The sequence below is a fragment of the Listeria immobilis genome (assembly GCF_014322845.1).
Classification (GTDB): domain Bacteria; phylum Bacillota; class Bacilli; order Lactobacillales; family Listeriaceae; genus Listeria; species Listeria immobilis.
Genome location: NZ_JAASUA010000009.1, coordinates 84,731 through 107,275 on the forward strand (window position 1 = coordinate 84,731; position 22,545 = coordinate 107,275).

Sequence of the window (22,545 nt, forward strand, 5' to 3'; positions counted from 1 at the left end):
CTAGTTTTTTATTGTTCCATTATTGTCGGTACTTTAAACATACCATCTTGTTCGTCTGGCGCATTTTTTAAGACTTCTTTACGATCAAGTCCTTTTGCTGCCACATCTTCTCGTAATACGTTTGATACTTCAATTGCATGGCTGGTTGGTTCTACATTACTTGTATCAAGGGTGTTTAATTGCTCCACTAACTCAATTATTTTACCAAGTTGACCAGCGAATGCAGTTGCTTCGTTGTCGGAAACTTCTAATTTGGCAAGGTTTGCTACTTTTTCTACAGTTTCTTTTGATATATTGGACAAAATGCCATCCTCCTTTTTAGTGATGCTTTGTATGTAACAATGCTTCCCCCTCTGCTTAAAAGGGAAGAACTGTTCTCTCCTGCATAATTATACAACAGGAAAGAACAATTCGCATTGTTTTTATTAATCGTAAATATGAGCGGTCGCTGCATCTTCATTTGCTTTTCTTGTAATTAATGCAGCAGGGCCGTCAGTTGTATTGATATTTACTTGCAAGTCGGCTGTTTTTGGAATGTGTTGACCAACTAAATCTGTTACATATTGAGTAAAACCAATAATTTCAGCTTGTCCATAAAATTGTAACGGAATATCAATATTAAGTTCAGCTAATTGTCCATCTTCATATCTACCTCGACCAACGACACCAGTAAAGTTTGGATAATAATCTTCAATTGATTTTTTGAAATTTAAGAAGTTATCATTATCTGTTTTATGGTCTTTAGCTGATTCCGTGGATGGTAACACATAGTTCTTTTCATCTACTGTTTCCCATTTAGAAAGTGTATCGCCAGTTGCTGTTGAATAAGAAATAAAATTCCCCGGCGCTACTGCATCACGTTCCCCTTGTTTATAAATGGCAATAGTGACTGGAACATTTTCCAATCCTTTTGTTTGGCGAATTCGATTTAACACGGTAGCAGACATTTGTTTTCCTTGCTCAAGTAAAACACTATCGCTAATTGGTTGCTCGTAAGTGTCGCCGTATTGTTCTTTTTGGTAATAATCAACTGAGTTCATCGCTAAAGCAATGGAAATCCCACCAAGTGAAACACTGTCTTTATCTGTTTGTTTTAAATAATCTTGTTCTAAAATATGTGCTAAATAAATAGGTTTGCGGTCTTTACCATTTCCATTACTTGCTGGATTTAAACCGTTTGGATTATCTTTACTTTTGCGGTCAAGCCATTTTTGAAGTGTATCTTTATCTAAATATTGTCCTTCTTGGAAAAGATAGTTATCCGAAGAATATTCATTTTGAGAAATACGCATCAAACCTGATTCAAGCTCATTAATATCATATCGAGAGTAAATATTTGAGACAACCAGTCCACGTGATTTACTTGCTTTATATGGTAATACAGTTTTGTAATAATCAGATGAGATTTGATTTTTTGTCATAATGCCCGTTTCTGCTTTTTTATCATCTTTTTGTACCACTTTATCATTGGAATCTAGTTTTGGGGCACAGCCAGAAAGAATCAGCGTTAAACCGAGCATTGCAATTATGATTTTTTTCATTTGTTTAATCCACCTTCGTCTGGTAAGTACTCTATTAAGTCATCTTCGGACCAAATAGGAATGGCTAATTCTTCTGCTTTAGCGAGTTTAGAACCAGCATCACTGCCAGCCACAACAACATCTGTTTTCTTACTTACACTTCCTGAAACATTCCCGCCAAGTGACTCAATTAATGCTTTGGCATCGTTTCTCGTTAATTTTTCTAATTTACCAGTTAAGACAACCGTTTTCCCTGCAAAAACAAGCGCTTCTTCGGACATATTTTCTAGTTTTGGTCCGGTATATGTCATATTGACGCCAGCTCTTTTTAATTCAGCGATTAAATCGTGTACTTCTTCATTCGCAAAATAAGTAACAATACTGTCTGCCATTTTTTCACCAATATCGTTAATGCTTGTTAATGTTTCTTTATCGGCTCTTTTCAAATTATCCATTGTTTCAAAGTGAATCGCAAGTGATTTAGCTGCTTTGGCACCGACATGACGTATACCTAAGCCAAATAGTAATTTTTCAAGGGAATTCTGTTTACTTTGTTCAATAGATGCAAGTAAATTTGTGACTGATTTTTCTCCCATTCTTTCTAATTCTAACAGTTCTTCTTTCGAAAGGAAAAACAAATCTGCTACATCTTTAATTAAATGATGGGAAAAAAGTTGAATTATTACTTTTTCGCCAAGTCCATCAATATTCATTGCATTACGAGAGACAAAATGAATTAATCCTTCTTTGATTTGTGCTTGGCATTTAGGATTAATACATCGAAGCGCTACCTCTTCTTCTAAACGAACCAATTCGCTATCGCAAGTTGGACAGTTTTTTGGCATATGGAAAGGTTTTTCATCACCATTCCGTTCTTCAACAATCGTTTTAATAACTTCTGGAATAATATCGCCGGCTTTTTTAATTAATACCGTATCGCCAATGCGAATATCTTTTTCTATAATTAAATCTTCATTATGAAGGGAGGCTCGACTTACTGTTGTACCAGCCACTCGGACCGGTTCTAACACCGCAGTGGGAGTTACAACACCTGTTCGACCCACATTTAGTTCAATATTGAGTAATTTTGTTGGTACTTCTTCTGCCGGGAATTTGTAAGCAATGGACCAGCGAGGAGACTTGGCAGTTGTTCCCATTTGGCGCTGTTGTTCTAAATTATTTAATTTTAAAACAATACCGTCAATATCATAAGCTAGGCCTGCTCTTTTTTCCGTCCATTCATCAATATAAGCATAAACTTCTTCTAAATTAGTACATAATCTGCGTTCTTTATTTACTTTTAGACCAAGTGTTTCTAACATATCAAGACCTTCGCTATGCGTTCTAACACCCATTTCTCCAAAATCAGCTACAGCATATAGAAAAATATCTAAGTTTCTAGATGCAGCAATTTTTGTATCTAATTGTCGAAGCGAACCGGCTGCTGCATTTCGCGGATTAGCAAATAACATTAGCCCTTCTTCTTCACGGGCTTCATTGAGTTTTTGGAAAGAGCGTTTTGGCATAAACGCCTCACCGCGGACTTCTATGGAATAATCTTTTTGTAATTTCATTGGTATGGAGCGAATTGTCCGTAAATTGGCAGTAATATCTTCACCAATTGTACCATCTCCACGTGTAGCCCCTTGTTTGTACTTGCCATTTTCGTATTGCAGAGATACAGCAAGTCCATCAATTTTCAGTTCGCACATATAAGCAATATCTTCACCAACTTTATCACGAATACGACGATCAAAATCAGCTAGATCTTCTCGATTAAATGCATTCGCAAGACTTAACATTGGTGTGTCATGAGCTACTTTTTGAAATCCTTCTAATACTTCCCCGCCAACTCGATTAGACGGAGATTCAGGTGTAACCCATTCCGGATGCGCTTCTTCTATTTGAAGTAGTTCCTGCATTTTCTGATCATATTCTGCATCTTCTACAGTCGGATTATCAATTACATAATAATCATAGCTGTACTGATCAAGTATGTTTATTAATTCTTCATACCTTTTTTTATCAGCCATTTCTTCACCTGCTTTTTCCAAATTTATACTTTTTCAATTGGCGCAAATTCTGCCAGCAATCGTTTGACTCCAGTTGGGCTTGGGAATGCAATATCTAGTTCCATTCCACTACCGTCTCCTTTAACACTAACCACTGTTCCTACGCCCCATTTTTTATGACTTGCTTTATCTCCTACTGTCCAGCCAAGCGTTTCAGCACCACTTGATTTATAAGCAGTCGTTGCTTTTTGTGGCATACGTGGCTTAGCATATGGTTTCTCTGATTTTAGTTTGTTTTCATTTGCTAGTTCAAGTAAATCTCGTGGAATCTCACCAATGAAGCGCGATTCTTGGTTAGAGGAAGGTCGCCCATATAACATCCTTGAGTAGGCGCTAGTTAAGAAAAGTTCTTCCTCTGCCCTCGTGATTCCTACATAAGCCAAGCGACGTTCTTCTTCCATTTCATCCTCTTCATAAATTGCTCGAGAATGTGGAAAAATCCCTTCTTCCATTCCAACTAAAAAGACAACTGGAAATTCTAATCCTTTTGCGGAGTGAAGTGTCATTAATGTTACTGCGCCATTTTGCTCATCATTATCTTCTTCTAATTTATCAACATCCGCTACAAGCGCTAAATCTGTTAAAAAAGCAAGTAATGTTTTATCTTCATTTTCTTTTTCAAAGTTTTGTGTAACAGATAAAAACTCATCAATATTTTCTAGTCTGGTTTGTGCTTCAATAGTGCGTTCGTTTTTAAGCATCGCACGATAACCAGTTTTTTCAAGGATTTCTTCTACGAGTTCCGTTACTGATAAAAAGTCTTGCATTTGCGTAAAGCCACGAACTAAATCATGAAATGCTACTAGATCTTTACTTATTTTAGCTGAAATACCTGCTAGTTCAATGCGATTAAGCACTTCAAATAAACTTAGATCATAAGCTGTAGCAACATTATTTAACTTTTCAAGTGTACCAGGACCAACTCCGCGTTTTGGTACATTAATAATGCGCGTTAAACTAATATCGTCCTCATTATTACTAATAAGTCGTAAATAAGCTAAAATGTCTTTAATTTCTTTTCTATCATAGAATTTTGTTCCGCCGACCATCGTATAAGCCATATTCGACTTCATAAAATATTCTTCCATTACACGAGATTGTGCATTCGTTCGGTAAAGAATCGCAAAATCAGATAATGGACGGCTTGTGTTGTTTACTTCTTCTTGGATTTTCATCACAACATAAGCAGCTTCTTCTTTTTCCGTTAGTGCTTTATGATAAAAAATCTTTTTCCCTTCTGCATTACTAGTCCAAAGATTTTTTGGTTTACGATTGCCATTGTTTTCGATTACACGATTAGCCGCTTCTAAAATGCGCTTTGTTGAACGATAATTTTCTTCTAATAAAATAGTTTTAGCTTTAGGATAATCTTTTTCAAAAGACATGATATTACTAATATCCGCCCCGCGCCAACCATAAATAGATTGATCCGAATCACCAACGACACATAAGTTTTTAAATCTAGTCGCTAGTAACTTCACAAGTAGATATTGTGCATGGTTCGTATCTTGGTACTCATCCACATGAATATATTGGAATTTACGTTGATAATATTCCAAAACATCCGGAATCCGTTCAAATAACTGGATAGTCACCATGATTAAATCATCAAAATCGAGTGCTTGGTTTTTCTTTAATTTCTTTTCATACTTTTCATAAACTTCGCCGACCATTTTATCATAAAAACCACTGGCTTCTTTCATATATTCACTTGCAGAAATCAGTTCGTTTTTGGCGTTACTAATGGATGCAAGAATGCCTCGTGGCTCAAATTTCTTTGGATCCACATTTTTTTCTTTTAAAATCCCTTTAATAACGGACAATTGGTCACTTCCGTCTAAAATAGTAAAATTTCGTTCATAACCGATTCGATCAATATCGCGGCGTAAAATACGGACACACATGGAGTGGAAAGTTGAAATCCAAATAGACTCTGCTTCCCCGCCCATTAAATTACCAATCCGTGATTTCATTTCACGTGCTGCTTTATTTGTAAACGTAATCGCTAAAATATTATATGGATTAACGCCACGTTCCCTTACTAAATAGGCTATCCGGTGCGTTAAAACACGAGTTTTCCCACTCCCGGCTCCAGCCATAATTAATAAAGGTCCTTCTGTGCTTTCTACTGCACGCTTTTGTTCTGGGTTTAATCCATCCACCAATTCTTTTGCATTTAATTGCATTCTCCTATACACCACCATACAAACATTTGTTCTTATTTTATCATACTACACTATATAATCAAACCGTTTTCTTTGCAAAAATACTTGCGGTTGCTAGTGCTGCGTCTAAATCTTCATAAATCACATTGCCAACAATAATTGTATCTGCATATTTTGCCATCTCGGCTGCTTGTTCCGCTGACCGAATGCCACCACCATACCAAAGTTTGGTTTCGCTAAGAACCTGGCTAACTTCCTTCACAATAGCTGGGTCTCCGTAAATGCCGCTATACTCCACATAAAAAATGGGCAGATGAAATAGATTCTCTGCTAATCTGGCATATGCGACAATATCTTCTTTGGTTAATGCTGTATTTGCTTCTGTTAATTTAGCCACTTTTGCATCTTGATTTAAAATGACATATCCTTCAGAGGTCACTCGTTTCCACGGGATAAAATCACCCATTTGTTTAATTAGCTCTTGATGAAGCCCAAGTGTCCATTTGCTACTAGTTGTATTTAAAACAATAGGAATTAAAAAATGTTCTGCTTCTGGCAAAATCATTGCCTCGTCACTGACTTCCAAATAAATGGGCAGATCTGTTTCAACAAGTAACTCATACAGCTTTTCAACTGCTTCTATTTGTAAATTATCTGTTCCACCAATAATAAATCCATCGGTTCCAGAATGAATGAGCTTGGTTGCAACATTAAGAGGTAAATCTTTTGCTGGGTCTAACTTAAATAAATGCTTCATTTGCCCCTCCAACTATCTATTATGGGATATCTTATTATAGCATTAGTTGCATATCACCGCACCCTTCCAAAAGCAATTTTTAACTTTTTTTAAGCTTTTTTGCCATATTGGTATTGGGCTAGCTTTTATTTTATGGTATGATGGGAAAAAATTTGATTTTATTCATACAACTTAGGTTTACATAAAAAATGGAAATGAGGTTATTATGCAAGAAAAAAGGGAAGAATGGGGCTCAAAAGTTGGATTTATTCTAGCTTCTGCTGGCTCCGCAATAGGAATTGGCGCAATCTGGAAGTTACCTTATGTCGCCGCAACTGCAGGTGGAGGCGCGTTTTTCTTATTGTTTTTATTTTTAACATTATTTATTGTTATGCCGCTTTTAATTGCGGAATTTGTGATTGGACGAGGTTCTGGTGGTGATGCGTTGCAAGCTTATAAAACACTTGCACCTGGTTCAAAATGGAACTTAATTGGGAAACTGGGCGTGGTTGGCGCGAGTGTTTTATTTTCCTTTTATAGTGTGGTTGGTGGTTGGATTATCACTTACCTTATTAAAGCAATTTCAGGTGGGATTACCGGACAAAACCAAGCTAGCTTATTGCATGATTTTCAAATAACTACGGCAAACCCTTGGATATCCATTAGCGCGACTATATTTTTTATTTTACTTAATGTCCTAGTTATTAGTCGTGGGATTGTTAGTGGAATTGAAAGAATGAGCAAGTTTATGATGCCCGCATTATTTATATTATTTATCGTTTTAATTATTCGGTCGTTAACGCTTCCTGGCGCGATGGAAGGAGTCGCTTTCTTCTTACGACCAGACTTTAGTCATTTTACTGCGCAAACGGTGCTTATTACGCTTGGTCAAGCTTTCTTTTCTTTAAGTGTCGGCATTTCGGTAATGGTTACATATAGTTCTTATTTAAATCGTTCTATTAGTTTGCCTCAATCAGCCATCTCTGTTTCTTTGATGAATGTCTTTGTTTCATTGCTTGCTGGATTGGCCATTTTTCCAGCAGCATTTGCCTTTGGTATTACGCCCGATGCAGGACCTGGATTACTATTTGTAATTTTGCCGTCGATTTTTAATCAATTACCATTAGGAATGTTATTTTTTATTATCTTCTTAATTTTATTCTTGTTTGCTGCACTTACTTCAAGCTTTTCAATGTTAGAGGCTACGGTTGCACCTTTGATAAATAGCGGGATTAGTCGAAAAAAAGCGAGCATTGGAATGGGAATAGTTATTATTCTAATGGCAATTCCAAGTGCGCTTAGTTTTGGAGTTTGGAGCGATATTCAGATTTTTGGATTAAGTATCTTTGATGCCGCCGACTATCTCGTATCCAACATTATATTGCCAGTCGGTGCTTTGTTTATCGCTATTTTTGTTGGTTATCGATTACCTCGCGAACTATTATTAAAAGAATTTACTACTAGCAGCCATTTTGGAAAGAAAATTTTTATTGTGTGGTTATTTTTGATTAAGTATATTGCACCAATTGCCATTATTTTAGTTTTTCTTTCCGCGACAGGTTTACTTGATTTACTCTTTTAACTAAAAAAGCAATCTCACTAAAATGTTAGCGAGATTGCTTTTCTTATATTGCCATCAGTACAATGCTAGTTACACAAATTAGCATACCACTTAAACCAATTGCTGTTCCAATTGCTCGTTTTTCTTTTAAATTGGCGAGTGTCGTAAAAATAAAGCATATTATAAAGACCCAGTGCCATAATAAGGAAAAATCAAGTCCTATACCACTTGCAACCATATTAAAGATAAAATAAATAACTGCAATAGCAAGAATAGAAATGATAACAATTTGATAGGTCTTACTATTAAATTTCTTCAAGCCGCACCCCTACCAATCTATTCTGGCTTCGTCATTCTTGAAAAAACCACATCATACATATCGTTGCCATAATGAAGAGAACGCTTTACACGTGAAATCGTTGCCGTGCTAGCACCCGTTTCAGCTTCAATAACATTATACGTTTTTCCATCATGAAGCATTTTTGCCACTTGGAAACGTTGAGCCATGGATTGTATTTCATTAACTGTACAAACATCATCAAAAAAAGCATAACATTCTTCTAAATTTTCTAGCGTTAGAATTCCTTGGAAAAATTCATCCAATCCTTGTCCGCGCAACTTCTCTATTTGCATATCTTTACCTCCAAATAATCTCATATATCCTACTTTCATATTTTAACGTACCAACGTGTAAAATACAAACGTTTCTCTTTACGAAACAAACAAAAAAAGTACTATCTCAGAGTTTTTCTCCAAGATAGTACTTTTTATTATTCTGCTTTTGTTCCAATATCCATTCGATAAAAGAAGTTTGGATTATCTAGTTTTTCCATTTCTGGATAAAGTAAAGCGCGCGCCTCACTCATTGTGTCTGCTTCTTTTGCTAATAGTAGAACACGCCCACCGTTAGAAACTAATTCACCATTTTCTGCTTGCTTTGTTCCCGCATGATAAATTGTAACACTTTCGGCAATATCATCTAAACCTGTTAATTTATTTCCTTTTTCGTAATTTTCCGGATAGCCTGCGCTTGCTAAAACTACACCAAGCGTAATTCCCTCTTTTTTAAAGCGAACATCTGGTTTTTTGTTGTTAAGCAAGTCCTCAATAAGTGTAGCAAAATCACTTTCTAAACGAGGTAAAACAACTTGGGTTTCTGGATCACCAAATCGTGCGTTAAATTCAATTACTTTTGGTCCATTTTTAGTTAAGATAAGACCTGCGTAAAGAATACCGCGGAAGTAACGTCCTTCTTTTACCATTCCTGATGCAGCTGGCCGAAGAATATTTTTAACAGCTTCTTCTACTATCGCTTCAGCAATGTGTGGTACAGGTGAATATGCGCCCATTCCACCAGTATTAGGTCCTTTATCGCCTTCATATGCACGTTTATGATCTTGCGCAATGGCCATTGGGTAAACTTCTTCTCCATTCACAAAAGCCATCAATGAAAATTCTTCACCTGCTAAGTAGTCCTCGATAACAACTTTTAACGAAGCATCACCGAATTTTTCTTCTAGCATCATATCTTTTAGCGCAAGTACAGCTTCTTCCATTTCTAGTGCTACTGTGACACCTTTTCCTGCCGCTAGTCCATCTGCTTTAATAACGATTGGAACACCACGCTCATCTAAGTATGCTTTGGCTTCTGTATAATCAGTGAAAGTTCTTGAAGATGCAGTTGGAATTGCATATTTTTCCATAAATTGTTTGGCAAAATCTTTGCTACCTTCAATTAGCGCCGCATTTGCTTTTGGTCCAAATGCTTTAATTCCAGCTTCTTCAAAAGCATCAACAACCCCTTCTAATAGAGGTATTTCTGGCCCAACAATAACAAAAGAAATATCTGCTTTTTTTGCAAAATCAATTAACCCAGCTTTATCCGTTTCAGAAATCGACACTAGTTGAATATCGTCTAAACGCATTCCATCATTTCCTGGAGCGCAGTAAACTTTTTCGACATGGTTTGATTCTAATAATTTTTTACTAATGGCATGTTCTCTACCACCGCTACCAACTACTAATAAGTTCATTTAACTACACGTCCTTTGTTTGAGGATTAATGTTTAAAATGGCGTACATGGGTTAGAACCATAGAAATACCATATTTATTTGCCATGGCAATGGAATCTTTATCTTTAATAGATCCACCAGGTTGGATGATTGCTGTAATTCCCGCTTTTGCTGCAGCTTCCACTGTATCATCCATTGGGAAAAAGGCATCTGATGCAAGTACGGCTCCTGTCGCTTTTTCACCAGCTTGCTCTAGTGCAATAAGAGCCGAGCCAATTCGATTCATCTGTCCAGCGCCAATCCCAAGTGTTTGTTTATCTGTACCAACAACAATCGCATTGGACTTCACATGTTTCACAATTTTCCACTGAGCAAGTAGAGCTTTCATTTCTGTTTCGGATGGTTGTTTTTCTGTTACGACTTCATAGCTAGCTGTATCTTCTACCAGAGAATCGCTCGCTTGAATAAGAAGTCCACCATTTACTGATGTTTTCTCGAAACCTGCCACTAAACCTGCAAACGGAACAGTCAATAAGCGAATATTTTTCTTTTTCGCTAAAATGGCAATAGCTTCTTCTGAAAAACTTGGTGCAATAATAATTTCTAAAAATATATGACTCATATGTTCTGCTGTTTTCGCGTCTACTTCTTTATTTAAAGCAACAATACCACCAAAGATAGAGGTTTCATCCGCTTCATAGGCTTTTAAATAGGCTTCTTCAATATTTTCGCCAACACCAACGCCGCATGGGTTCATATGTTTCACTGCAACCGCAACTGGTTCTGTAAACTCACTCGCAATTTTAAGCGCTGCATCCGCATCACGAATATTGTTGTAAGATAGCTCTTTGCCATGCAATTGTTTAGCTGCACTAATAGAATTTATTGTAGTGCGAGGTTCTGTATAAAAAGCTGCATCTTGATGAGGATTTTCACCGTAACGCAAAGCTTGTTTTCGATTGTAAGTTAATGTCACTTTTTCTGGGAAAGTTTCTCCAGTAATATCAGTTAAGTATTCAGCAATAAGCGCATCATAAGCCGCTGTATGCCTAAATACTTTAGCTGCTAGGCGTTGTCTTGTTTCAAAAGTAGTTGTGTCGTGTTCTTTTAGTTCCGTAAGTATTGTATCATAATCATTTGTATCAACTACTACCGTCACTGCCGCATAATTTTTGGCAGCAGATCGTAACATCGAGGGGCCACCAATATCAATATTTTCAATCGCTTCTTCTAATGTAACACCTGGTTTTTGAATTGTTTCTTGGAAAGGATATAAATTCACGACAACTAAATCAATTGGCTTGATGTCATGTGCTGCAATAGCTTCCATATGTTCCGCTGTATCACGTCTTGCAAGTAAACCTCCATGAATTGCGGGATGAAGTGTTTTTACTCGACCATCAAGCATTTCTGGAAATTTTGTTACTTCTTCTATTCCTGTCACTGGTATGCCAGCTTGTTCAAATGCAGCTTTTGTTCCACCAGTTGAAATAATTTCTACACCAAGTTCTACTAATTTTTCTGCAAATGGCACGACGCCGTTTTTATCTGATACACTAATAAGCGCTCTTTTCATGATAATTAATCGTTCCCTCCATTTTGAATTAACCCGCGAATCACTTTTGGATAAAAAACATGTTCTTTTTGATGGATTTTTTCAGCTAAAGAATCCACAGTATCTGCTTCATTAACCGCTACTTTCACCTGATCAATTATTGGTCCTGTATCCATTCCAGCATCTACAAAATGCGCTGTGACACCTGTTTCTAAAACGTTCGCCCGAATTGCTTGACCAATCGCATCTTTCCCTTTGAAAGCAGGTAGTAAAGATGGATGTAAGTTAACGATTTGCTCCGGGAATTCTGCAAGTAATGTTGGACCAATCAGGCGCATATATCCTGCAAGCACTAATAAATCGATTTCCAGTCCACGCAGTTCTAATAAAATTTCCGTTTCAAAAGCTTCCTTATCTGGATAATTTTTCGCTTCAAAAAGGAAAACCGGAATATGTTCCTTGTTCGCGCGTTCTATAACATAGGCATTTGGTTTATCACATACGAGTAACTTCACATGGGGTTTAATGAGTTCATCATCCACTAACGCTTGAAAATTCGAACCGTTTCCCGAAGCAAAAATCGCTATATTCATCCTCTAGCGCCTCCTGCAAAAACAACTGCATCCTTATCACGTGTTGTAACTTCCCCAATAACATAAGCAGCTTCACCGTTTTGGACAAGGATTTCTAATGTTTTTTCGACATCGGCATTCTCAACTGCTAACACCATACCAATACCCATATTGAAAATTTCATACATTTCAAGTGCATCTAATTTACCATACTTTTTCATTACGTCGAAAATTGGAAGAACCGGCCATGATCCAAGCTCCACTTTCACAGCTAACTCTTTCGTTAACATCCGTGGTAAATTCTCTACAAATCCGCCACCAGTCACATGTGTAATTCCGTGAACCGCTACTTCTTTTAACACTTCTAAAACTGGCTTCACATAGATGCGTGTTGGTTTAAGAAGTTCTTCCACAAGTGGTACGTCCAGTTCAGCAAGCTCAGCATTTAGTGTAAAATCATTATCTTTAAAGAAAATTTTCCGAACGAGGGAATAACCATTACTATGAATTCCGCTAGATGGAATACCGATGAGTGTGTCACCTGCTTTGACCGCACCCTCTGTAATTAATTTCTGCTTCTCAACAGCGCCAACTGTAAATCCAGCTAAATCATAATCGTCTGCTTCATACATATCAGGCATCTCGGCAGTTTCTCCACCAATTAAAGCCGCTCCCGCTTGTTCACAACCATCTGCCACACCTTTAACAATTTGTTCCATTTTAACAGGATCGGTTTTTCCTGTTGCAATATAATCCAAGAAAAATAATGGCTCGGCGCCTTGAGCTAAAATGTCATTAACACACATTGCCACACAGTCAATCCCAATCGTATCATGCTTATCTGCTTCAATAGCCAAAAGTAATTTTGTTCCAACGCCATCCGTACCAGAAACTAGGACAGGCTCTTTTAAATTTAAACTACTTAAGTCAAACATCCCACCGAAAGAACCAAGCGCTCCCATTGCACCTATTCTTTCCGTTCTAGCAACATGTTTTTTGATGCGTTCTACAACTTGATAGCCAGCTTCAACGTCCACGCCTGCTTTACTATATGCATTTTCTGCCATTCGATTTGTCACTCCTCATTATTTTTCTGCTTCTAAGCTCGCTAAATATTCTGCTTCATAATCGTATAAAGGGGTTGGATAATCTCCGTTAAAATACGCCATACAAAGTCCGCCATATGGTTCATTTGGATACGGTTTACCAATCGATTCTACTAGCCCTTCCTCACTCAAATACTCTAAAGAATCTGCGCCAATAATTCGGCAAATTTCATCCACAGAATAATTAGATGCAATTAACTCATTCCGTGTTTGAATATCAATGCCATAAAAACAAGGATAAGCAAGTGGCGGTGAAGCAATTCTCACATGAACTTCTGCTGCTCCTGCTTCTCGTAAAAGCTGCACAATTCTTTTACTCGTCGTTCCGCGCACAATGGAATCATCAATCATAACTACGCGCTTTCCTTCGACAACTCCCCGCACTGCAGAAAGTTTCATTCTAACCCCCTGCTCTCTAAGTTCTTGGGATGGTTGAATAAAAGTTCTTGCCACATATCTATTTTTAATTAGACCAAGTTCATAAGGGAGTCCAGCTTCTTCCGCATATCCAATCGCGGCAGAAATACTTGAATCCGGTACACCTGTGACAACATCTGCATCAATAAAAGCTTCTTTAGCTAATCTTTTCCCAGAACGTTTTCTAGCTGAGTGAACATTTATCCCAGCAATATTAGAATCTGGGCGGGCAAAATAAATATACTCCATACTACAAATGGAATGCGTCACGTTTTCTGTGAACTTTTCAATGCGAAGTCCGTCATTGTCAATAATAATCAGTTCCCCAGGTTCCACATCACGCACAAATTCAGCACCAACTGTTTCGAAAGCACAAGTTTCTGAAGCAACAACATAAGAATCGCCAATTCGACCAATTGAAAGTGGTCGAAAGCCATTTGGATCAAGAGCGGCGTACATCGTATCTTCTGTTAAAAGCATATACGCAAAGCCACCTTTCACCTTGTTTAAAGCTACTTTTAAATCTTCTACAAAGTCTCCTGTATGACTACGTTTAATTAAATGTGCCAAAACTTCTGTATCCGAACTCGTTTGAAAAATCGCGCCCTCTTCCTCTAACTCACGGCGTAAACTTTTCGCATTAACTAAATTACCATTATGCGCAAGTGCTAAAGATGAACTATGAAAATGAAATAAAAATGGTTGTACATTCCCAAGGTTTTTTTGACCAGCTGTCGCATAACGAACATGACCGATTGCTGCCTTACCTTTTAACTCGTCAAGTTCCCCATGTTTAAACACATCTGCTAAAAGTCCTAAATTCCGGTGACCTTTTAACGTTTCTCCATCTGTTGAAACAATTCCGGCGCCTTCTTGCCCGCGATGTTGTAAACTATGCAACCCATAATAGGTGATTTCCGCTGCATTAGGATGATCCCAAATACCAAAAATACCACATTCTTCATTAAGTCCTTTTACTTCAGCAAGCATGGAATTGCCCCTTCCCAAATGGATCGTAAATCAGTTGTACTTGTTCTTACTAATTCTTCCTTATGTTTTATGCGAATTGTTTCATCTGCTGTTACTACACCAAGTCGATATACTTTTTCTAGTTCCATTAATTTAGCAAATGCTGCTTCGTTTTCTGGTTTAACCGATACTAAGAAACGTGATTGTGATTCACTAAAAAGTTGATTTAATGCAAAAGGTACTTCTACATCCGCACCAAGTCCAGCTTTAAAAGTCGCTTCCGCAAGTGCAACTGCAAATCCGCCCTCTGCCAAATCATGACTTGAAGCAACTAAGCCTTCACGAATTGCCGTTAACAGTAATTGTTGGTATTTCTTCTCTGTCATTAAGTTTAATTCTGGTGCACGTCCGCTAATTTTCCCTTGTTGTAATTTCTGTAATTCTGATCCACTATATTCGGGTTTTGTTTCACCCATTAAGAAAATGATATCGCCACTATTTTTAAAATGTTGTGTTGTAATATGCGCCAAGTCTTCTACTAAACCAACCATTCCAATTACTGGTGTTGGATAAATTCCCGTTCCATCTGTTTCGTTGTATAGCGAGACATTCCCAGAAATAACAGGCGTATCCAGCTCTAAACACGCAGCGCTAATGCCATCTGCCGCCTTTTCAATTTCCCAAAAGATTTCTGGTTTTTCTGGATTTCCAAAATTAAGTCCATCAGTAATCGCAAGTGGTTTTCCACCAGAACAAACAATATTACGCGCCGCCTCTGCAACCGCTATTGCTCCTCCCACTTCAGGATCAAGATATAAATAGCGCGAGTTACAATCCGTCGTCATCGCAATCGCTTTCTTTGTTCCACGTACACGCACAATTGCTGCATCCGATCCAGGTACAACCGCTGTATCCGTTCTAACTTGATAATCATACTGCTCATAAATATGTCTCTTACTTGCAATCGTTGGCTGAGCAAGTAACTCTTTCCAAACATCCACTATATCTTCAATAACCGGTTCAAATGCCTCTTCATCCTTAAAAGCTTGGTAACGAGCTGGCTCTTTAGAAGGCTTATGATAAACAGGTGCATCTTCTGCAAGTGCATCAACTGGTACATTAGCCACTACTTCCCCATGATGAATAATTTTATACATTTTATCATCAGTTACCTTGCCAATAACTACTGCCTCTAAGCCATAACGTTCAAATAATGCTTGAATTTCCTCTACATGTCCTTTTTTCACACATAGAAGCATTCTTTCTTGAGATTCAGAAAGTAACATTTCATATGGAGTCATATTTAATTCCCGTTGCGGAACATCATCCATAATTAGTTCTAGCCCCGCACCAGCTTTTGATGCCATTTCTGAACTAGAGCTAACAAGACCAGCAGCCCCCATATCTTGAATTCCTACTAAAATATCTGAATGGTCACGAATCACATCTAAACAAGCCTCAAGTAACAATTTCTCCATAAAAGGATCCCCTACTTGTACGGCAGATCGTTGTTGTTCGCCTTCTTCGCTAAACTCTACAGAAGCAAAAGTAGCACCATGAATTCCATCACGACCTGTTTTAGCACCAACATACATAACCGGGTTATCTATTCCTTTTGCTTGTCCTTTTTGAATATCTTTCGCTTCGATTAGGCCAACACACATCGCATTTACTAGTGGATTTTTTGTATAACAAGGGTCAAATTGGATTTCTCCACCAACAGTTGGAATCCCAATGGAATTACCATAACCAGCAATCCCAGCAACTACCTCACTTACCAAATATTTTGCGTGCGGTGTATCTAGTTCTCCAAAACGTAGCGAGTTAAGCATCGCAATTGGTCTAGCTCCCATGGAGAATACATCGCGAATAATTCCACCAACACCAGTTGCAGCTCCTTGATACGGCTCTACGTACGATGGGTGATTATGACTTTCGACTTTAAAAGCAACCCCTAAACCATCTCCAATATCCACAATCCCAGCACCTTCACCTGGACCTTGCAGCACTTGTTTTCCTTCTGTTGGAAATTTTCGCAAGACAGGTTTGGAGTTCTTATAACTGCAATGCTCAGACCACATAACAGAGAAAAGTCCTGTTTCTGTATAATTAGGCTCACGTCCAAGAATGGAACAAACAAGCTCATATTCACTATCTGTTAAACCCATTTCTTGATAAATTTTTTGCTCTTTAATTTCTTTTGTTGTTGGTTCCATATTAGGCATTTATATGTTCCTCCTTCCAAGCTTTTACAACTGATTGGAAAAGTCTTAAACCATCTGTACCACCAATAATATCCTCTACTGCACGTTCTGGATGCGGCATCATCCCAAGTACATTTCCACGTTCATTTACAATACCAGCAATATCTGCACGACTTCCATTTGGATTTACGCTATCATACGTAAAGACAATTTGATTTTTTTCTTTTAATTTTAAAAGCGTTTCATCATCACAATAATAATTTCCTTCTCCGTGAGCAACAGGAACTTGAATAATTTCGCCATCTTGATAAAGTCCTGTAAACATTGTATTCGCATTTGCAACACGAAGCGGTACCGTTTTACAAATGAAATGCAAATTATTATTTCGAATTAAAGCACCTGGTAATAAACCAATTTCTGTTAAAATTTGAAATCCGTTACACACTCCAAGCACCGGTTTCCCCATTTCAGCAAAGCGCAATACTTCTGGCATAATACTCGAAAATTTTGCAATCGCACCAGTTCTTAGGTAATCTCCGTAAGAAAATCCACCTGGAAGTAGTACTGCATCAAAACCTGCAAGACTTGTTTCCGCATGCCATACATATTCCGCCTCCTCGCCAAGAGAATCACGAATCGCATGTAGCATATCAAGATCACAATTAGAACCTGGGAACTGAATGACAGCAAATTTCATCGTTTATGCCTCCTCAATTTCATATCGGTAATCTTCCATCACCGGATTTGTTAATAATTTATCGCACATTTCATTCAATACTTCATGAATATCTCTATCTGATTTCGCTACTTTTAATTCCATAAACTTACCAATACGAACATCTTCTACTTCCATATAACCCATACTTTTTGCTGCGTCCTTTACTGCAACTCCTTGTGGATCTAATACGCTTTTCTTTAAAGTGACATATACTTTGACATTATACATTTTGTGCCCTCCTAATTTTGAACTTGCTTTAATCTATTTAATACTTCTGTATATACATCTGTTAAATTGCCAATATTCCGACGAAAGACATCCTTATCAAGCTTTTGATTTGTTTCTTTATCCCAAAGTCTGCATGTATCTGGTGAAATCTCGTCTGCTAATAAGATTTTTCCATCTGCATCACGACCAAATTCTAATTTAAAATCAATCAGCGTAATATTCATTTGATTAAATAATGTCTGTAAAGTCTCGTTTATGGAACGAGCTGCATTACGAATTATTTCCATCTCACTAGTTGTCGCAATTTCTAAATATAATACATGATCATCATTAATAAATGGATCGTCTAACGCGTCCTCTTTATAATAAAATTCCACTATCGCATTTGGAATCTCTTCTCCTTCTTCTTTTCCAAGACGCTTTGCAAGACTACCTGCCATCACATTACGAACTACCACTTCAAGCGGAATAATGGATACTTCTTTTACCAACTGCTCCGTTTCCGAAATCGCCCGAATAAAATGACTCGCAATCCCTGCTTCTGCTAAATAGGAAAAAATAAGCGAAGTAATTTGATTATTAAGTTCTCCTTTACCAGCAAATGATTCTTTGCGCACGCCATTTAACGCAGTCGCATCATCTTTATAAGCAACACGCAAGACTCCAGCTTCTTCTGTTTTAAAAAGTTGTTTTGCCTTACCTTCATACACCAGTTCATTAGTCACAATAATTTATCTCCTTATAAATTACTTAACCTCTTTGAAAAAACATATATCAAAGAGGTTAGGTTGTATTCTGTCCGTAATTATAATCCTAAGCGATCAAAAATTAAGTCGACATTCTTCAGGTGATAGTTGTAATCAAAGCAGTCAGCAATTTCTTCTGCAGAAAGGTTTTGTGTAATCACTTCATCTTGTTCTACTAATTCACGGAATGGTACTTGTTTTTCCCAAGCTTCCATTGCTCTTGGTTGCACGACATCATACGCCGCCTCACGAGCCAAACCTTTGTCAATTAATGCAAGCAAGACACGTTGAGAATAAATAAGTCCCAGCGTTCTATCCATATTGCGTTTCATATTTTCAGGGAATACTGTCAAGTTTTTCACAATATTACCAAAACGATTTAAAATATAATCAAGTAAAATAGTGGAATCCGGTAAAATAATCCGTTCCGCTGAGCTATGAGAAATATCACGCTCATGCCAAAGTGGTACATTTTCGTAAGCTGTAACCATATGTCCGCGAATAACGCGAGCTAACCCTGTTACATTCTCAGAACCAATTGGATTTCGTTTATGTGGCATGGCGGAAGAACCTTTTTGTCCTTTTGCAAAGAATTCTTCTACTTCACGCACTTCACTTTTTTGCAAAGCACGTACTTCTACTGCAAATTTTTCCACAGAAGTCGCAATTAAAGCAAGTGTAGCAAGGTATTCTGCATGACGATCACGTTGCAATGTTTGCGTGGAAATTGGTGCAGGTGTTGTTCCTAATTTTTCGCATACATAGGCTTCCACAAAAGGATCAATATTTGCATATGTCCCTACCGCACCAGAAATTTTCCCAAACTCCACACCATCAGCAGCAAAATTAAATCGTTCTAAATTACGCTTCATTTCCTCATACCATAAAGCAAGTTTTAAACCAAATGTTGTAGGTTCCGCGTGAACACCATGCGTACGTCCCATTGTTACAGTATATTTATGTTCTTTCGCTTTTTCACCAATAATCGCAATGAAATTCTCCAAATCTTTTCGTAAAATCTCATTTGCTTGTTTTAGTAAGTAGGAGTTGGCTGTATCTACTACGTCTGTGGAAGTTAGTCCGTAATGAACCCATTTACGTTCCTCGCCAAGAGACTCAGAAACTGAACGAGTAAATGCTACCACATCATGTCTTGTTTCTAATTCAATCTCATGGATACGATCAACATCAAATTTAGCATTAGCACGAATTTTCTTCACATCTTCTTTTGGAATATCACCTAACTCAGCCCACGCCTCACAAGCTAAAATTTCTACTTCTAACCATGCTTGATAGCGGTTTTCTTCTGTCCAAATATTGCCCATTTCTTTACGAGTATAACGTTCTAACATCCTTTTAAACTCCTCCAATTAATTCCAAATTTGTGCTTTTTCTATATCTCTTAAGACCGCCTCTGGATCGCTTGTTAATATAGTAACGTGACCCATTTTGCGATTTATTTTTGCTTCTTTTTTTCCATAATAGTGAACAAACCAGTGTGGATAATCCGCCATTTTTTCATTTACAGCATCCACATGTTGTCCTAAAATATTAATCATTAATGCTGGTTTTAGTAGTTCTGGTTTTAGTAAAGGCAAACCAACAATAGCACGGATATGTTGCGTGAATTGAGAAATGGAACATGCTTCTATTGTATAGTGCCCAGAATTATGTGGTCTAGGCGCAAGTTCATTAACATAAATCGCTCCCGACTTCGTAACAAACATTTCTACTGCCAATACACCGCATAATTGAAGAACATCTGCTAGTTTTTTTGCAATTTCTTCTGCTTCTTCATGAACATCTGCCGAGACATTCGCTGGTGCAATTGTAGTATGCAAAATATTATTCTGATGAACATTTTCAGCCACCGGAAACGTCTCTACTTGACCATCTATTCCTCTTGCAACCATAATAGAGATTTCTTTTTCAAATGGAATCCACGCTTCTAATACACATGAGCCATAACGCAATAAACGTGCTGCCATTTCAATATCATTAGCATCTCGTAAAACAACTTGCCCTTTTCCATCATAACCGCCTTGTGCTGTTTTCAAAACCGCTGGATAACCAATACTTTTAATTTCACGTTCAATTTCTTCTTTATCCACAATAATTGCATAAGGAGCAATATTGATATTAGCAGACTCTAAATAGGCCTTTTCTAAAATTCTGTCTTGCGTAATCGAAAGCAATTCCGACCCTTGTGGTACAGCGACTAAATCTTGCGTCATTTTCAAAGCATCATAGTCTATATTTTCAAATTCATATGTAACTACATCCGCTTTTTCTGCAAGATCTCTTAAAGAAACTTTATCATCATAGTCTGCAATAATTTGTTCATCACTTACTTGTGCAGCCGGACAATCTACAGTCGGGTCTAGAACAATAATTCTATATCCCATCGCTTTAGCAGCTAGAGCCATCATGCGCCCTAATTGTCCACCACCAATGATACCTATCGTACTATTTGCCAGTAAATATTTTTTATCCAAGAGAATCACTACTTTCTAGAACTATTTTCTCTAGTGTAGCACGTCTATTTTGCAATCTGTTAGTAATTGCCTCGTCTGTTACAGATAAAATTTGTGCTGCTAGAAGTCCAGCGTTTACAGCACCACTCTCACCGATTGCGACAGTAGCAACAGGAACTCCCCCAGGCATTTGTACAATGGACAATAAAGAATCCATTCCACTAAGCGCTTTTGATTTAATTGGCACACCAATAACAGGTAAAGTCGTTTTTGCTGCAACCATACCTGGCAAGTGTGCTGCACCTCCAGCACCTGCAATAATAATTTTTAAACCACGTTCCCGCGCTTGTTCTGCATACTGAAACATTAAATCTGGTGTACGATGAGCTGAAACAACTTTTTTCTCATAAGTAATCTCTAATTCATCCAATATATCACATGCTTTTTTCATTGTATCCCAATCTGAGGTACTCCCCATGATGACACCAATTTCCGCAGGCATTACGTGATCAACTCCTTTATATCTCATTTCGACTCCTTCATTCTAACAATAGCATCACTAAAAGTCAATTAAAAATCGAACATTTAAATGTTACATTTTATTAACGTTCGTGTTTTGCTGTAATTAAGGTTGTTTTTGCCATTTAAGTGCTTTTTTCACGAAAGAAAAGGTTGTACATAAAAAAGCACGCCTAAAATCCTAACCTAGAATTTCAAGCGTACCAGCTCTATTTAAAATATTTATTGCTTACTTTCTAACTTGTTTTATCCAAAATCCACCATGAATCTGTTTTGGTTCAGAAGAAACTATAAAAGCTCCTCCATCAATCTCAATAATCTGTCTATATAATTTTCGCTCATTTTTCCTTTGGGTCAAAATTTCCAGCATCATTCGCTCTCCATCACGACCACTAGCGAGCCAACTAGTAACACCATAACCTAAATCTCGAATTTGATTAGGTAAGTCCAAATTATACTCTTTTGTAATAACATTTACTGTAATATATCCAAGCGCAATTCGCTCTTCAATTTTCATTCCAACGATAACACCTACACCAAATCCAATTGCATAAGCTAATACATTCGCAATATTATTTAAATTATCCAACACTAAGCTGAGCGCAACTACATAAATAATCATCTCAAATACACTAGAAAGTGCCGCTAAATATCTATAACCTTTCATCGTAAGCAATAATCTTACTGTATAAATTGTCACATACAAAATATTCACAATAAAAATCGTAACCACTATAAACAAACTATTATCCACAAAATTACCTCCGACTAAAAAACTGCAGTAGAATTCCTATATGAAAGAATCTTTTACCAATATAACATTCAATCATACACCTTACAAAGAAAAACTTCTATCCAACAAAAAAAGCCCTAAATAATTAGGACTTTTTTTGTTGCCCGGCAGCGACCTACTCTCGCAGGGGGAAGCCCCCAACTACCATTGGCGCAGAGAAGCTTAACTACCGTGTTC

Annotated in this window: 21 protein-coding genes and 1 rRNA gene; 1 reads left to right on the forward strand and 21 read right to left on the reverse strand. The window is 37.4% G+C overall.

Annotated features, from left to right (window positions below; genetic code table 11):
- Positions 1-8: 8 nt before the first annotated feature.
- The 5 genes from gatC to pcrB all read right to left on the reverse strand — a co-directional run bounded on the left by gatC (position 9) and on the right by pcrB (position 6,514).
- Positions 9-302, reverse strand: coding sequence for an Asp-tRNA(Asn)/Glu-tRNA(Gln) amidotransferase subunit GatC (gene gatC / locus HCJ45_RS11620; RefSeq protein WP_187124908.1), 294 nt, complete (start codon positions 300-302; stop codon positions 9-11).
- A 123-nt stretch (positions 303-425) separates the two neighbouring features.
- Complete coding sequence (locus tag HCJ45_RS11625; RefSeq protein ID WP_185347263.1) at positions 426-1,541, reverse strand: CamS family sex pheromone protein; 1,116 nt, start codon at positions 1,539-1,541, stop codon at positions 426-428.
- Positions 1,538-3,553 (reverse strand): NAD-dependent DNA ligase LigA, encoded by a 2,016-nt coding sequence (gene ligA / locus HCJ45_RS11630; RefSeq protein ID WP_187124909.1) that lies wholly within the window; start codon positions 3,551-3,553, stop codon positions 1,538-1,540. The genes HCJ45_RS11625 and ligA overlap by 4 nt, the downstream gene beginning before the upstream one ends.
- 23 nt (positions 3,554-3,576) lie before the next feature.
- A complete protein-coding gene (gene pcrA / locus HCJ45_RS11635) occupies positions 3,577-5,778 on the reverse strand; it encodes a DNA helicase PcrA (RefSeq protein ID WP_187124910.1) in 2,202 nt (733 codons plus the stop codon).
- Between the two features lie 58 nt (positions 5,779-5,836).
- Positions 5,837-6,514 carry a heptaprenylglyceryl phosphate synthase gene (gene pcrB, locus HCJ45_RS11640; protein ID WP_187124911.1) on the reverse strand — a complete coding sequence of 226 codons (678 nt, stop codon included), beginning with the start codon at positions 6,512-6,514 and terminating at the stop codon, positions 5,837-5,839.
- A 205-nt stretch (positions 6,515-6,719) separates the two neighbouring features.
- Between pcrB and HCJ45_RS11645 the strand changes: the two genes are divergently transcribed.
- Positions 6,720-8,075, forward strand: coding sequence for a sodium-dependent transporter (locus tag HCJ45_RS11645; RefSeq protein ID WP_187124912.1), 1,356 nt, complete (start codon positions 6,720-6,722; stop codon positions 8,073-8,075).
- A gap of 43 nt (positions 8,076-8,118) precedes the next feature.
- Here HCJ45_RS11645 and HCJ45_RS11650 read toward each other — a convergent pair whose 3' ends face one another.
- From HCJ45_RS11650 to rrf, 16 genes are all read right to left on the reverse strand, one after another.
- The gene (locus HCJ45_RS11650; RefSeq protein WP_185347274.1) at positions 8,119-8,373 is read right to left on the reverse strand and encodes a hypothetical protein; all 255 of its coding nucleotides are present in this window, start codon (positions 8,371-8,373) and stop codon (positions 8,119-8,121) included.
- Between the two features lie 17 nt (positions 8,374-8,390).
- Positions 8,391-8,687 carry a YerC/YecD family TrpR-related protein gene (locus HCJ45_RS11655; RefSeq protein WP_185347276.1) on the reverse strand — a complete coding sequence of 99 codons (297 nt, stop codon included), beginning with the start codon at positions 8,685-8,687 and terminating at the stop codon, positions 8,391-8,393.
- Positions 8,688-8,824: 137 nt separating this feature from the next.
- A complete protein-coding gene (gene purD, locus HCJ45_RS11660; RefSeq protein WP_187124913.1) occupies positions 8,825-10,087 on the reverse strand; it encodes a phosphoribosylamine--glycine ligase in 1,263 nt (420 codons plus the stop codon).
- A gap of 26 nt (positions 10,088-10,113) precedes the next feature.
- Positions 10,114-11,643: a bifunctional phosphoribosylaminoimidazolecarboxamide formyltransferase/IMP cyclohydrolase gene (gene purH, locus HCJ45_RS11665; RefSeq protein WP_187124914.1), complete on the reverse strand. Its 1,530-nt coding sequence runs from the start codon at positions 11,641-11,643 to the stop codon at positions 10,114-10,116.
- Between the two features lie 5 nt (positions 11,644-11,648).
- A complete protein-coding gene (gene purN, locus HCJ45_RS11670) occupies positions 11,649-12,215 on the reverse strand; it encodes a phosphoribosylglycinamide formyltransferase (protein ID WP_187124915.1) in 567 nt (188 codons plus the stop codon).
- On the reverse strand, positions 12,212-13,261 hold the full coding sequence (purM, locus tag HCJ45_RS11675) for a phosphoribosylformylglycinamidine cyclo-ligase (RefSeq protein ID WP_187124916.1): 1,050 nt from the start codon (positions 13,259-13,261) through the stop codon (positions 12,212-12,214). The genes purN and purM overlap by 4 nt, the downstream gene beginning before the upstream one ends.
- An 18-nt stretch (positions 13,262-13,279) precedes the next feature.
- Positions 13,280-14,707 (reverse strand): amidophosphoribosyltransferase, encoded by a 1,428-nt coding sequence (gene purF / locus HCJ45_RS11680; RefSeq protein WP_187124917.1) that lies wholly within the window; start codon positions 14,705-14,707, stop codon positions 13,280-13,282.
- Positions 14,692-16,911, reverse strand: coding sequence for a phosphoribosylformylglycinamidine synthase subunit PurL (gene purL / locus HCJ45_RS11685; RefSeq protein ID WP_187124918.1), 2,220 nt, complete (start codon positions 16,909-16,911; stop codon positions 14,692-14,694). Before purL ends, purF begins: the two co-directional genes overlap by 16 nt.
- Positions 16,904-17,587: a phosphoribosylformylglycinamidine synthase subunit PurQ gene (purQ, locus tag HCJ45_RS11690; protein WP_185347290.1), complete on the reverse strand. Its 684-nt coding sequence runs from the start codon at positions 17,585-17,587 to the stop codon at positions 16,904-16,906. Before purQ ends, purL begins: the two co-directional genes overlap by 8 nt.
- Before the next feature lie 3 nt (positions 17,588-17,590).
- Positions 17,591-17,836, reverse strand: coding sequence for a phosphoribosylformylglycinamidine synthase subunit PurS (gene purS / locus HCJ45_RS11695; RefSeq protein ID WP_185347292.1), 246 nt, complete (start codon positions 17,834-17,836; stop codon positions 17,591-17,593).
- Between the two features lie 11 nt (positions 17,837-17,847).
- Positions 17,848-18,561, reverse strand: a complete 714-nt coding sequence (gene purC / locus HCJ45_RS11700; protein WP_185381279.1) for a phosphoribosylaminoimidazolesuccinocarboxamide synthase — start codon at positions 18,559-18,561, stop codon at positions 17,848-17,850.
- A gap of 80 nt (positions 18,562-18,641) precedes the next feature.
- Positions 18,642-19,934 (reverse strand): adenylosuccinate lyase, encoded by a 1,293-nt coding sequence (purB, locus tag HCJ45_RS11705; protein WP_185347296.1) that lies wholly within the window; start codon positions 19,932-19,934, stop codon positions 18,642-18,644.
- Between the two features lie 18 nt (positions 19,935-19,952).
- A complete protein-coding gene (gene purK / locus HCJ45_RS11710) occupies positions 19,953-21,077 on the reverse strand; it encodes a 5-(carboxyamino)imidazole ribonucleotide synthase (RefSeq protein ID WP_187124919.1) in 1,125 nt (374 codons plus the stop codon).
- On the reverse strand, positions 21,070-21,558 hold the full coding sequence (gene purE / locus HCJ45_RS11715) for a 5-(carboxyamino)imidazole ribonucleotide mutase (protein WP_185347309.1): 489 nt from the start codon (positions 21,556-21,558) through the stop codon (positions 21,070-21,072). Before purE ends, purK begins: the two co-directional genes overlap by 8 nt.
- A 246-nt stretch (positions 21,559-21,804) precedes the next feature.
- Complete coding sequence (locus HCJ45_RS11720; protein WP_185381276.1) at positions 21,805-22,329, reverse strand: DUF2179 domain-containing protein; 525 nt, start codon at positions 22,327-22,329, stop codon at positions 21,805-21,807.
- 141 nt (positions 22,330-22,470) lie between these two features.
- A 5S ribosomal RNA gene (gene rrf / locus HCJ45_RS15170) occupies positions 22,471-22,545 on the reverse strand; the annotation flags it as partial.